Genomic DNA, 12,656 nt, shown 5'->3' with positions numbered 1-12,656 from the left:
CCGTCACCCCGCCCGCCGTCACCGAGAAGGCCGCCCCGCAGAAGGCCGCCAGCGCTCCGGTGGAGGCGAAGAAGCCGGCCGTCGTCGGCGACTCCTTCGAGACGAAGAAGGCCGCCACGGGCCCGGTGCTGGGCGAGGCCGCCGCCGCGCCGGCCATCGCGGGCCTGAGGAAGGGCCTCGCTGCGAGCGCCGCCGAGAAGCCCGAGGCGAAGGCGGCCGTGGACGGGCCGCCGCCCGAGCGCCAGACGGTGTCCGGCGAGGACAAGGCGAAGCAGGCCGTGGAGCTCAAGAGCGTGAGCGAGCGCCGCGACGAGACGGTGGAGGCGCAGAAGGCGCTGCGCACGAAGACCACCGAAGAGGCCGACAAGCTCTTCGCCATGGCGGACGGCAAGGAGCCCGTGCCCGCGGGCAGCAGCGTCAAGCGCGTGTCCGACGCCGAGGTGGAGCTCACCCGCGTCAACGACAAGAAGGAGGTCGTCGAGCGCTCGGTGGCGACGAAGAAGGACGGCGCGGTGACGATGGACACCGCCGCCTACGAGGACGGCACCAACAAGCGCGACCGGCTGGAGATGAAGGCGGACGGCGGCACGCTGGTGGAGCGCGCCGAGTGGAAGGGCGACAAGAACGAGACCGCGGACCTCAAGTCCTTCGGTGACATCTCCAAGACGCGCGACCGGGGCCTCATCTACACGCGCAACGAGGTGTCGACGGAGAAGAACAAGGACGGCGACCGGCTGGTGACGAACGCGTACTCGCAGGCGGACGGCGGCGCGCAGACGAGCCGGACCTCCTACTACCAGCAGAAGGGGGGCGGCTCCATCGACAACAAGCTCAAGGGCCCGTTCGACTTCGACAAGCCGGTGGATCGCGCGGACACCTACAGCTACGCGATTCCGCCCCCGGGCGAGGACGGCAAGCAGGGCGACGTGCAGTACAGCCGCGTGCAGGACTTCTCCCAGGAGAACATGAAGGCGACGTCCTACGTGGACCGCACGCTGGACGGGCACACGCACCTGGCCGGCAACCAGCCGCACACCATTGAAGACCTGCACACGGTCCGCGACGAGTACGGCAAGGGCGGCGGGGAGAACTGGGACGCGGACAAGGCGGGCAAGGGCCGCCCGCCGAAGCGCTGGTCGGTGGAGATGCAGAAGGGGCCGGACCGGCTCGACTCGCAGACCTTCATCGAGGGCTACCCGGACGCCACCATCAAGACGGAGCGGACGCGCGAGGGCAGCACCGTGAAGGAGAAGTTCGAGGGCAAGACCTTCGAGAGCGAGGAGTCCTCCAAGCGCGTGCCGGTGAACGGCGAGTCCTCCACCACCTATGCCCAGGACGGCTCGGTGGAGAAGATGGACGTGAAGAGCCGCGAGCGGGACGGCTCCGACCTGGAGCAGCACTACAACAGCAGCCGCAAGGCGACCGACGCGGGGCTGGAGCTGCAGGAGTCCCTGGAGACGAAGCGCACGAAGGACAACAAGACGGAGACGGCCCTCAAGGAGGACACGTCGCTGTTGTCCGGACAGGGCGCGCAGCTGGTGAACTCGCGCACCACCGTGACGGACGCGGAGGGGCGCAAGGGCGTGCACGAGGTGGGCAAGGACGGGGAGAAGATGCAGCTGTCCGGGCCCGAGGGCCGCGACATGCGCGACGTCTCCAACCCGGACGACTTCAAGGACGACGCGTTCGGCAAGGTGCTGCTGGAGCAGGCGTCCATCTCCACCGCGAGCACGGTGAACCAGTACGCCAACAGCGGCGGCGCGCAGTCGCTGAACATCCTCAAGGGCCTGAGCCAGGACGCGGGCAGGCTGCCCGAGAAGGCCACCGCCATCCTGGGCAAGGACACCCTCTCCAAGGGCCTGAACGCGGCGCAGGGCGGCGCGAGCGCGCTGGGCGGCGTGGCGGGCGTGGTGGCGGGCGGCATGTCGCTGGCGCGGGGCATCCGCGAGAACAACATGCCGGACATCGTGAAGGGCGTGTCGGACACGGCCAACGGCGCGCTGAACCTCTACACCGGCGGCAAGGCGTTCACGGAGGCCATCAAGGACTTCAAGAACGCGGGCGCGCTCACCACCACCACGCCCACCGCGGCCAAGAACATCCCCTGGGCCAAGACGCTGGCGAACCCGAAGGTGGGTGGGGCCATCACCAGCGCGGTGCTGGACTCGGTGAAGGGCATGGGCGGGATTGGCAAGGTGGCGGGCGCGACGGCGAGCGCCGGAAGCAAGGCCCTCTCCGCACTCAAGGGCATGGGCGGCGCGGCCAACGTGCTGGGCGCGGTGGGCGGCACGGCCGGCGGCGTGATGGACATCATCAACGGCGCGAAGGTGAACGACGGGGCGCAGATCGCCAAGGGCGCCATCGGCATCGCGGGCAGCATCGGCGGCGCGGTGGCGGTGGGCGCGATTGGCGGCCCGCTGGGCATGGCGGTGGGCGCGGGCATCGGCCTGCTCACCTTCGGCTTCGGGAAGATCATGGATGCCATCAGCGACAAGCCGCACAAGATCTCCGAGCTGCAGATCGACTGAGGCCCGGAAGTCGCCAACCCCGTGACGCGCCGGTTGACGCGCGTCCCCGGCGCCCGTCATATCCCCCCTCCCCTTGAGCAGGAGCGGTCGTGGCAGGAGCAGCGCCGGTCGAGTTGACCCCGGAGAACTACAAGGAAGTCACCCGGCGTCCCGGGGTGTGCGTGGTGGATTGCTGGGCGCCGTGGTGCGCGCCCTGCCATGACTTCACGCCCATCTTCACGGCGGCGGCGGCGAGGTTCCCGGACCTCACCTTCGCGCGGCTCGACACGGAGGCGCAGGAGGCGCTGGCCGAGCCGCTGGGCATCGAGGCCCTGCCCCTGGTCCTCGCCTTCAAGGACGGCCTGGAGGTCCACCGCGCCTCCGGGGTGATGTCCGCCGACGCGCTGGACACGCTGCTGGGCAAGCTCGTGGCCGTGGACGTGGCCGAGGAGAAGCGCCGCGCCGCGAACCGGCGGCTCACCGAGGCGGGGAAGCCGCCTCCCGGCATCCCCAAGGGCGCGACGTGGGACGCGGGCGACGCGGAGTGGACCTTCGGGCCCAAGGACTCCAAGGGCCGGCAGCACGGCACCTGGAAGTTCTGGCGCGCGGACGGCACGCTCTGCAACGAGTGCGTCATGAAGCAGGGCACGCCGCACGGCGTGTTCAAGCGCTTCCATGAAGACGGCTCCGTGTCGCAGGAGGGCACCTTCGACCAGGGCCAGCTCCACGGCCCGCGCACCTGGTACGCGTCCGAGCACTTCACCACCGAGCGCATGCACGAGAACGGCGTGAGCGAGCGGGTGAAGAAGACCGTGATGCTCTACGACCAGGGCGAGGTGCGGCAGGTGCTGCACTTCGACGGCACCGGGCAGCGCGTCATCCCCACCACCGGCGAGCCCTACCCCGTCCGCCCGGCGCACCTCCCCGAGGACGCGGAGCTGCGCGAGGACCTGGACCAGTGGGCGCGCGTGTCGCTCAACGCCGAGGGCGAGCGCCACGGCCTCATCCGCTTCTGGGACCGCCAGGGCCAGCTCCTCTGGGAAGCGGAGTACGTGGACGGGCTGCGCCACGGGCACTACCGCTCGCGCGCCGTGGACACCTACGCGGACTTCCGCGTCCACTTCGACGAGGGCCAGGCCGAGGGCAACCTGGCGGCGGGCGTGTGGTCGCTGCTGGATGCCCAGCGGCAGGTCGTGCTCACCCGCGACCTGGGATTGGCGCAGGACGAAGAGACGCTGGAGCGCTCGCCGGTGTTCTCCAACCTCGCGCGCACCGCGGAGGGCTGGCGCGAGTTCGCGCGGCAGGCCCGGGCGGAGAAGCGCTACCGGGAGGCCCTGCTGGCCACGGCGCGCGCCTGCGCCACCGCGATGGACGTGCAGCCGCTGACGGAGTGGCTGGAGCAGCTCACCCTGCCCCGCACGCGGCCGTCGGCCCACGCGCTGGCGATGTCGGTGGTGCAGGAAGCGGGCGAGCGATGGGCCCCGATGGCGGACTGCCTCATGCGAGGCGGTGAGGCCGCCACGGTCCTGAGGGCCTACGCCGTCCTGCTGGACCAGACGGACCGGCCGCGCGCGGCGCTGGACTTCGTGCACGCGGCGATGCTGCTGGCCCCGGAGCGCAAGGCGTACCTGTTCACCCGGGGGCTCATCCTGTTGAACCTGGGGCAGCCGGAGCAGGTGCACCAGGACGCCGAGCAGCTGGCGAAGGTGGAGCCGGACACCGCGCGGTTCCTGAGCACGTATGCGCGCGCGCTGTTTCCCCGGTACGACTTCTGGGCGGGCCAGGAGCCGCCGCGCTGCACCTACGACGGCCTCCCCGAAGGGCCCCAGCAACCGCTGGAGTCCATCCAGCAGGTGGTGCGCAAGTACGCCACGCGGATCCAGACGCTGCGCGCGGAGCTGCTCCAGCGCTTCAAGCCCGGCGCCGTGGTGTCGTGGCTGCCGCCGGACCTGTCCGCGCTCCTGCCTACGGGGCCCGTGAAGCTGGAGCAGTTCGAGTTGGAGTTCGGGGAAGACGTCGTGGAGATCGACGAGACGCTGGACACGAGCGGTGGCCTCGCGGACCTGGCGCTCGTGATGCGCTCGGACTGGAGCGCGCTGACGTGGCTCTTGTGGGCGTGCGGGGAGAAGACCTTCCGGATGCCGACGCGGCTCGCGCCCCCCGCGGACTATGGACAGGGGGCGGGACAGGCCTCCCAGCGGCTGTGGCAGAGCCGGGACCGGCGACTGCGGGGCGGAGACGGCTCGCCGGCCGGTGAGGGCTTCCTGTTCGAGGGCGTACCGCTGGGAGAGCTCCACCCGAACCTGGTGAGGCTCGCGGAGCGGCAGTACGCGGAGACGCAGGCGATGTTCTACTGGCTCAACGACTCGGACCATGTGTCGCCGTGGCAGAGCAATCTGAGGGGCAGCTAGTGATGAAGCGGATTCGTGAAACCATCGAGGTCGCGGAGCCCCTGTGGCGGGCCTTGGAGCAGATGAGCCACGACCTGGGCGTGGACCGGGATGCCCTGGTGGCCCAGGCCCTGTTCCTGCTCGCGAAGCAGAACGGCTACGTGGCGCCGACGCCCGTGTTGCTCGGTGCGACGTCGGCGGTCGCGCAGGCGATTCCCACGGAGGCGCCGGCGACTTCGCGTCCGCCCGTGGCGGAGCCTGCATCCCGCCCGGTGGAGGTCGCTGCCGCTGCCAGCCCGCCCGTGAAGGAGCCGGCCGCGCCAGCCGTCGCGGTGGGAGCCCAGGAGCCCGCGAAGACCGGGGCGCCCGCGGACGATGACGTGGCCTTCGTGCGCAACCGGATGAAGGACGTGCTCGCGTCCGTGGACGCAGCCGTGCTGCCTCGCGAGGTTCCGGTGCCGTCCGCTGAAGCGGAGTCCGAGGAGGCGTCGGACGAAGAGGAGCCTTCGGACGAGGATGAGTCCGACGGCAACGACGTGGCCTCTGACGACGACGAGGAGTCGGAGGAGGACGAAGAGGAGTCCGACGACGGGTCCGATGACGAGGACGCGCCCGACGAGGACGAGGCGACGGGAGACATCGCCGCGGCCCTGGCGGAAGCCTCCGAGGACACGGGAGAGTCGGACACGGGCGACGCGGAGGACGAAGCCTCCGAGGACGCTGAGGACTCCGAAGACTCCGAAGACTCCGAAGACTCCGAAGACTCCGAGGACTCCGAAGAGGAGCAGCCCGCCGACGAGGAGGATGACAGCATCGCGGCGGCCGTCGGAGCCGAAGCGGCCGAGGACTCCGACGAGGAAGCGCCGGACGACGCGGGCTCCGAGGACGACTCCGCCGGGGAGGAGGACTCCAACGCTTCGGACGAGCCCGCCGAACCGGAGCCGGCCCACGCCAGTGCCGAAGACGACGAGCCCGAGGAGACCACGGACTCCGGCAAGCGGGAGGTCTCCACCAACATCACCCAGGCCCCGCAGCCGCTGGAGTTGTTCGTGCGGCTCGCGCCGGGAGGGCCCGCCGTCATGGTGAACGTGCCGCGCTTCACGCTCGGCCGGGGCCCGAACTGCAGCCTCACCGTGAAGTCCGGACGGGTCTCACGCGAGCACGCCGTCATCGTGCGAGTGGGCGACGACTTCTTCATCGAGGACCTGGGCTCCTCGAACGGCACCTGGATCAACCATCAGCGCATCAAGCGCCAGAAGATCGCGGACGGGGACACGTTCAACCTCGGGACCGAAGCCGTGTACTTCTCGATGGGGCCTCGCGAGGACTGACGCCGCGCCTCACGCCTTGCGCGGGGGGTTGCGGATACCGACGGCGGAGATGGCTCCACCGAGCATGAGCAGGACAGCGGTGGTGATCATCGCCCGGTGGAAGCCCGCGATGTCCAGTCGCGGGCCCACGATGAGCCCGGTGAGCGCGATGGCGATGAGCCCCGCCACCCGGGCGACGGCGTTGTTGATGGCCGAGCCGATGCCGGCCTGCTCGCTCCGGATGGACCCGAGCACCGCCGCCGTCAGCGGCGCGACCGTCATCGTCAAGCCCAGGCCAAACACCCCGATGCCGGGCAGCATCTGGGTCCAGAAGTCGAGCGGCGCGCGGACGTTCAGCATCAGCAGGTAGCCGCAGCCCGCGACGCACGGCCCCACCGTCATGAACAGGCGGGGCCCGTAGCGCCCGGCGAGCCCACCGAACACGGAGGACAGCAGCAACATGATGACGGTGGTGGGCATCAGCGCCAGCCCCGCCGTCGTCGCGCGGAAGCCCCCCACCTCCTGAAGGAAGAGCGTGATGACGAACATGCCCAGCGACAGCGCGCCGTAGATGGACGTGGTGGCGAGGTTGCCCACCCAGAAGTTGCGCTCCCGGAACAGGCCCAGCGGCATCATCGGGTGCGAGGAGCGCCGCTCCTGCACCAGGAACGCGATGAACGCCGGCACGCCGATGCCCAGGGACAGCCACACCGTCGGATGCGACCAGCCGACCTTCTCCTGTTCGATGAGCGCGTAGACGGGGCCGCCCAGCCCCACGCACGCGAGCACCGCGCCCAACACGTCGATGCGCGCGCCCTCCGGTTGGGACGGTTCCTCCAGTCGCGCGAGCAGCGCCAGGGTCAGCGCGATGGGCAGGACGTTGATGGCGAAGATCCACCGCCAGCCCACGGTGTCGACCAGGAGCCCACCCACGAGAGGGCCCGCGATGAACGCCCCACCCGTCCAGCCGGTCCACGCGCCAATGGCCTTGGCCTGCGCGGGCCCGGAGAAGAAGGCCAGGATGAGCGCGAGCGAGCCCGGCACCAGCAGCGCCCCCGTGGCGCCCTGCAACCCGCGAGCGAGCACGAGCACGGTGCCGGACGGAGCCAGCGCGCACAACATCGACGTCACGCCAAAGCCCAGCAGCCCGAGGCGCAGGATGCGCTTGCGTCCGAACGCATCGGACAGCGAGCCCGCGACCAGCATCAGCGCGCCCAGGGTGATGAGGTACGCATCCACGACCCACTGCTGGAGCGCGAGCCCTCCGCCCAGGTCCCGGACCATCGCCGGCAGCGCGACGTTGATGATCGCCCCGTCGAGGAACGTGACGAGCGAGGCGAGCACGGCGATCCCCAGGACGAGTCGCTGTTGAGGGGTCAAGGTATCCGCTGACTCCCCCCAGGGTGTGACTCCATTCACGCCCAGGAGGGAAGGCGGAACGTGCTGCCCTTTGTAGCGAGCCTCCTTCCGTCCTGTCTGCGCTGGACGCCCGGGACTTCCCGCTCATCAACACTGAAGGGCGCCTTGAGGGCCCCGTGCTGTTGCGCTGACCGCGCACGACCCGGAATCTCCCCTGCCTCCGTATCCAGGAGCAGGAGGCCAACGTCATGGCACAGCCGATGTACACCGGACAGGTCCGCACCGTGGGCGAGAGCATGGCTCGCAGCACCACGGAGGCGCATGCGTTCAAGATCTTCATGGACGAGCCCGTGGAGCTGGGAGGCCGCAACGGCGCGCCCAGCCCGCTCGACTTCATCCTCGCCGCGCACGCGGGCTGCCTGAACTACATGACCTTCTTCATCGCCCACGAGCTGGGCATCCCCGTCACCGGCACGGAGATCACCGTGCAGGGCTCGCTGGACCCCGGAAAGTTCGCGGGCACGAACCGCGAGGTCCGCGCCGGCTACCAGTCCCTCATCGCCACCATCCACGTCCGGGGTGACGTCACCCAGGAGCAGCTCGCCCACCTCCTGCGCGAGGTCGAAGCGCGCTGCCCCGTGAGCGACAACCTGGCGCACGCCACCCCCATCCACCTGTCCATGCAGGCCGCTGGATAGGTCTCCTCCTCGACGCTTCGCTCCCCCGCGACGGGCCCGGTGCCATCCAGGTACCGGGCCCGTCGTCGTTCCAGGCCGCTTGCCTTGACTTGAAAATTACGTGCGTAATATTACATCTGAAATCCAAGGAGCCACACATGACCGCCAGCTACATCATCGACGCCGTCCGGACCCCGCGTGGGCGCGGGAAGATGGGCAAGGGGGCCCTCACGGGGCTGCACCCCCAGGAGCTGCTCGCGCAGGTGCTCAACGAGCTGAAGCGGCGCGGCGGCTGGGATGCGCGCGAGGTGGGTGACGTCATCGCGGGGTGTGTCTCGCAGGTGAACGAGCAGGGGGCGAACATCGCTCGCAACGCGGTGCTGGCTGCGGGCTGGCCGCAGGAGGTGTCGGCCGTGTCGCTCAACCGCTTCTGCGGCTCGGGCCTCCAGGCGGTGAACTTCGGCGCGATGGGCGTGGCCTCCGGAGCGATGGACTTCGTGGTCGCGGGCGGAGTGGAGAGCATGTCGCACCTGTCGCTGGGCGCGGACGGGGGCGGGCAGGACGGCGGCAACGTGCGCCTGCGCGAGCGCGTGTTCCAGGTGCCCCAGGGCATCAGCGCGGACCTCATCGCCACGCTGGAGGGCATCACGCGCGAGGACGTGGACGCGCTGGCGCTGCGCTCGCAGAAGAACGCGGCCCGGGCCATCGAGCAGGGCCGCTTCACGAAGTCGCTGTTCGCGGTGAAGGACCCGGGCACTGGCGCGGTGCTGTTGGAGCGTGACGAGTTCCCCCGCCCGGACGCCACCGCGGAGGGGCTCGCCGCGCTCAAGCCCGCCTTCGTCGCGATGGGAGAGACCGTCGCGGGCCCGAACGGCGAGACGCTGGATGGGATTGCGCTGGCCGCCTACCCGCAAGCGAAGCGCATCCAGCACCTCCACACCGCGGGCAACTCCAGCGGCATCGTGGACGGGGCGGCCGTGGTGTCGCTGGCCTCGGAGCGCTACGTGAAGGAGAAGGGGCTCAAGCCCCGGGCCCGCATCCGCGCGATGGCGACGCTGGGCACGGAGCCGCTCCTGATGCTCACCGCCCCCGCGCCGGTGAGCGAGAAGGCCCTGCGCATGGCGGGCATGAAGCCAGGCGACATCGACCTGTGGGAGATCAACGAGGCCTTCGCGGGAGTCGTGGTCCAGACGACGCGGGCGCTGGGAATCGACCCGGACCGGGTGAACGTCAACGGAGGCTCCATCGCGCTGGGCCACCCGCTGGGAGCCACCGGAGCGATGCTGCTGGGCACCGCGCTGGATGAGCTGGAGCGGACTGGCAAGGCGACGGCGCTCATCACCATGTGCATCGGTGGCGGGCAGGGAATCGCCACCATCGTGGAGCGCGTGTAGGGCCCCCAGGGGACTGTCCCCTTCGTCCATTGAACCGGCGCTCCCGGCGCCTGGCCCGGGCGGCCAGACTGGCGCCTCCGGTCACGCCGGAGGGCCCGGCCGCTGAATCAAGTGGGGCCGATGCGGCCGGGGGCGCCATTGTCGCCCGGCGCGGTGTGGCAGGAGCCGCAGGCCCCGGAGGACTGGGGGGTGTTCATGGCCCGTTGGACGCCGTCGACGCTGATGCGGGCGGTGTACGGAGACGCGAAGTCCTTCGCGTCTCCGGCATGGAGGAAGAAGTTGCCGGAGGCGTTGGTCGTCAGCGTGTATTCCTTCTGGTTCGCGTCCGTGAGGGTGACCTGGGCGCCTTCGATGCCGGCGCAGTCGTTCGCCTCGTGCGCGGCGGCATGGACCGTCCCCGCCGCCACGAACCGGGGACCCTCGCCCCGGTCGGCGTGGCACTGGATGCAGTTGCCTCCGGGGTGCATCAGGGACGAGCCGCTGTCCCCGCTCGTCCACTTCATCCCCGTGGAGCACTCGGAGGTACTCACCGCCTCCAACCCATCTCCGCAGCCCGCGACCAGACCGCCGAGAGCGAAACACAACACGACCACCGGAAGATGACGATGCGACATGGCGCACTCCTGGAGAAGTGTCTCACTTCAGGGCGACCGCCACGAAATGTCAATGCCTCACGGGGTGATAATGAATATCAAAATAGAGCAAGGGAATGACCCCAGAAGGAGTGGGCGAACCGGTGGGTCCGCTTCACCCGAAGTGCGTATCCGCCCAGGAAATAGGATTGCGAATGATTGTCATGAACAAGTCCGGCATCCCCCCACCGCTTCCACGCGACGACTTGCCATGTCTGGGGGCCAGACGATGCGGCCGATCAAAAGGCGATGATGCTGCGGGAAGACCCGGTGAAGCACTCCATGCGCCCCCCTGTCTTTCCAGGGGAAAACTCCTCATCCTCCGGTGGGCCAGGACCAGCTCACCCAGGCGCCAGGGGGCCACGTCTACGACATTGATGACGTGAAGTTCGATGGCTTCAACGAGGGTGTGCTGCTGGAGGCCGAGGAGGCTGGCGATGAGAAGTCTCTCGACCAGGCCTTGGAAGGGTTCCAGTCCTCTTCACGCCCCCTGCCTGAAAGGGCCCGACGCGCATGACCGAGACCTATTACGCAGGGGTGTACTGGCCCGGACGCCCCGAGTCGCTGGAAGCCTGCGCCCGATGTGCCGAGCGTCTCTTCCAGCAACTGGCGGCCCTGGATCCGAGTCTCGCCAACTGGTTCGAGCAAGCGACTTCCCGCGAAGCGGCACTCAACGCCCGCTTCACTCCGGACGCCGGAACGCTTCTCAGGTTGTTCCAGAAGCAGAAGTACCAGCAGGGCGGAGGTGAGCTCGCCTTCTCCGCCTGGAACGGGAGGCCTGACGACAGCAGTGTCATCAACTTCGCCTGCGGCTCCCCCACCCTCGACACGGTGGATCTCTGTGTCCTGACGCCTCCATCGAAGGGGCTCGTCGCGGAGCGCCTCCTGTCTGTGTCAACGCTCACCCCAATGTTGCGTGCGATGGTTCTGGCTTGGGAGCCGACCTGGGGGGTCTTCACCTCCGACAGTCATCGGGACGAGGTGTCGGAGTTCGCGGACGTTGGCACGTTCGTCGGCTGGATCACGTACCTCGCCCACCATCGCGGCACGGTGCCACCGCTACCGGCCCCCGTGCGCATCGAACCCGTAGAGGACCGGGGCACGCTCATCATCCTCACCCCCGAGCGCCTGACGGTCAGCAACCCCGAGCATGTCGCACTGGCCCGGCACGTGGGCGAGTTGCTGACGACGGCCGGGCTCCTGCGGCCCGTGACATCCTGACCGTCGACAGTGTCAGGGGCCGACAAAGGCCACGAGCGCATCGCGGACGGCGTCGAACGGCGTGATTTCACGCCGGGCACGACAGAGGATCAAGGCGCCCTCGACCGAGGCCAGGATGAGCGCCGCGGCACTGCCTGCCTTCACGCGCTCCATCCCCGCCACCACCAATCGCTCCTCGAGCTCACGCTCCCAGGCGACGAAGACGTCCGCCGCCCGCGCCCCAAGCTCCGGGTGCTCGAGCCGTGCGTTGGCCACGGCAGCGATGGCGCACCCGGCCTGGAAGTGGGTCTTCAGCAGGACCTTCCGCCACGCCTCGAAGAAGCGCTGCACCACCTGCCCCGGCGACTCCCCCTCGCCATGGCGCAGGGCCGCGAGCACGCGCTCACCCACGAGCGCGATGGCCTCTGCCGTGAGCGCGTCCTTCCCCTCGGGGAAGTGATGGTAGATGGAGCCGCGAGGCGCGCCGCTTCGCTCGATGACCTCCGAGAACGAGGTGCCCGCGAGGCCCCGTTCGCTGAGCAGCGCAGCGGCGGCATGCACCATCCGCTCACGCGGCGTCCTTTCGGGAACAGCCGGCGACTCCACCTTCACGGAACGACGGACGCGCTCCCGGGGCGCACTTTTCACGCGATCAGCCATCGGACCCTGTTGACTATGACGACCATCTTAATTATTCCACCGGATCACTATGACACCCGTCATAGTCCGCCAGGGACACACGCCATGCCCATGATCGACATCGTAGCATCCGCAGGCACCTTCCCCGAGTCGAACGAGGCGACCCTCCTCGAGCGGACCACCGCCTGCCTCCTCCAGTGGGAGAAGGTGGCGGGCATCCCGCTTGCGACCGCGAACACCGGCGCGTTCCTGAACGTCCTTCCCCGGGGGCGCGTCGCCGCGGGCGGCAAGCCCGACCGCGTGGTCCGCGTCCAGATCCTCACGCCCGCGAAAGGGCTCACCCAGGAGCAGCGCGCGGGAATCACGGCGGGCATCTCGGACATCGTGGGCGAACTCGCGGCCGAGCCGGGCCTCCGCGACCGCACCTGGGTGCTCTTCCACGAAGCCGTCGACGGCGGCTGGGGCATCGCCGGGCGGGCGTACACCAACGCCGAGCTCGGGGATGCGGTTCGCGCGAGCGCGGCCACGCTTCGCCGTTGACCGGACGG

Annotated in this window: 10 protein-coding genes; 7 read left to right on the top strand and 3 right to left on the bottom strand. The window is 69.7% G+C overall.

The genetic code is table 11. The features are described 5' to 3' along the window. From D7V97_RS44635 to D7V97_RS13845, 3 genes are all read left to right on the top strand, one after another. On the top strand, positions 1 to 2,528 hold a 2,528-nt coding region (locus tag D7V97_RS44635), incomplete at its 5' end, for a hypothetical protein (RefSeq protein ID WP_120611100.1). An 89-nt stretch (positions 2,529 to 2,617) separates the two neighbouring features. Further along, on the top strand, positions 2,618 to 4,918 hold the full coding sequence (locus D7V97_RS13850) for a thioredoxin domain-containing protein (RefSeq protein ID WP_120611099.1): 2,301 nt from the start codon (positions 2,618 to 2,620) through the stop codon (positions 4,916 to 4,918). Between the two features lie 2 nt (positions 4,919 to 4,920). After that, entirely contained in the window at positions 4,921 to 6,228 is a 1,308-nt protein-coding gene (locus tag D7V97_RS13845; RefSeq protein ID WP_120611098.1) for an FHA domain-containing protein, read from the top strand. A gap of 9 nt (positions 6,229 to 6,237) precedes the next feature. Here D7V97_RS13845 and D7V97_RS13840 read toward each other — a convergent pair whose 3' ends face one another. Next, the gene (locus tag D7V97_RS13840) at positions 6,238 to 7,587 is read right to left on the bottom strand and encodes an MFS transporter (protein WP_233582764.1); all 1,350 of its coding nucleotides are present in this window, start codon (positions 7,585 to 7,587) and stop codon (positions 6,238 to 6,240) included. Between the two features lie 227 nt (positions 7,588 to 7,814). Here D7V97_RS13840 and D7V97_RS13835 point away from each other — a divergent pair, with 227 nt between their 5' ends. After that, positions 7,815 to 8,264: an OsmC family protein gene (locus tag D7V97_RS13835; protein WP_120611096.1), complete on the top strand. Its 450-nt coding sequence runs from the start codon at positions 7,815 to 7,817 to the stop codon at positions 8,262 to 8,264. 137 nt (positions 8,265 to 8,401) lie between these two features. Beyond that, positions 8,402 to 9,637, top strand: a complete 1,236-nt coding sequence (locus tag D7V97_RS13830; RefSeq protein WP_120611095.1) for an acetyl-CoA C-acetyltransferase — start codon at positions 8,402 to 8,404, stop codon at positions 9,635 to 9,637. A gap of 107 nt (positions 9,638 to 9,744) precedes the next feature. Here the strand turns inward: D7V97_RS13830 and D7V97_RS13825 are convergent, their stop codons facing one another. Further along, complete coding sequence (locus tag D7V97_RS13825; protein ID WP_147444811.1) at positions 9,745 to 10,167, bottom strand: carboxypeptidase regulatory-like domain-containing protein; 423 nt, start codon at positions 10,165 to 10,167, stop codon at positions 9,745 to 9,747. A 615-nt stretch (positions 10,168 to 10,782) separates the two neighbouring features. Here D7V97_RS13825 and D7V97_RS13815 point away from each other — a divergent pair. Then, positions 10,783 to 11,490 carry an immunity 52 family protein gene (locus tag D7V97_RS13815; protein WP_120611092.1) on the top strand — a complete coding sequence of 236 codons (708 nt, stop codon included), beginning with the start codon at positions 10,783 to 10,785 and terminating at the stop codon, positions 11,488 to 11,490. 12 nt (positions 11,491 to 11,502) lie between these two features. Here D7V97_RS13815 and D7V97_RS13810 read toward each other — a convergent pair whose 3' ends face one another. Then, entirely contained in the window at positions 11,503 to 12,081 is a 579-nt protein-coding gene (locus D7V97_RS13810; RefSeq protein WP_233582763.1) for a TetR/AcrR family transcriptional regulator, read from the bottom strand. 132 nt (positions 12,082 to 12,213) lie between these two features. Between D7V97_RS13810 and D7V97_RS13805 the strand changes: the two genes are divergently transcribed. Beyond that, a complete protein-coding gene (locus D7V97_RS13805; RefSeq protein WP_120611090.1) occupies positions 12,214 to 12,648 on the top strand; it encodes a tautomerase family protein in 435 nt (144 codons plus the stop codon). Positions 12,649 to 12,656: the final 8 nt, after the last annotated feature.

The organism is Corallococcus sp. CA053C (assembly GCF_003611675.1).
In the GTDB taxonomy this organism is placed as follows: domain Bacteria; phylum Myxococcota; class Myxococcia; order Myxococcales; family Myxococcaceae; genus Corallococcus.
The sequence above is the reverse complement of the archived record's forward strand: the minus strand, read 5'-3'. Positions and strand labels throughout refer to the sequence as shown.

What these genes read in the sequence shown, in the direction of transcription:
- D7V97_RS13845 (WP_120611098.1), top strand. Translation starts at nt 4,921, where the DNA reads ATGAAGCGGATTCGTGAAACCATCGAGGTCGCGGAGCCCCTGTGGCGG.
- D7V97_RS13815 (WP_120611092.1), top strand. Translation starts at nt 10,783, where the DNA reads ATGACCGAGACCTATTACGCAGGGGTGTACTGGCCCGGACGCCCCGAG.
- D7V97_RS13830 (WP_120611095.1), top strand. Translation starts at nt 8,402, where the DNA reads ATGACCGCCAGCTACATCATCGACGCCGTCCGGACCCCGCGTGGGCGC.
- D7V97_RS13805 (WP_120611090.1), top strand. Translation starts at nt 12,214, where the DNA reads ATGCCCATGATCGACATCGTAGCATCCGCAGGCACCTTCCCCGAGTCG.
- D7V97_RS13835 (WP_120611096.1), top strand. Translation starts at nt 7,815, where the DNA reads ATGGCACAGCCGATGTACACCGGACAGGTCCGCACCGTGGGCGAGAGC.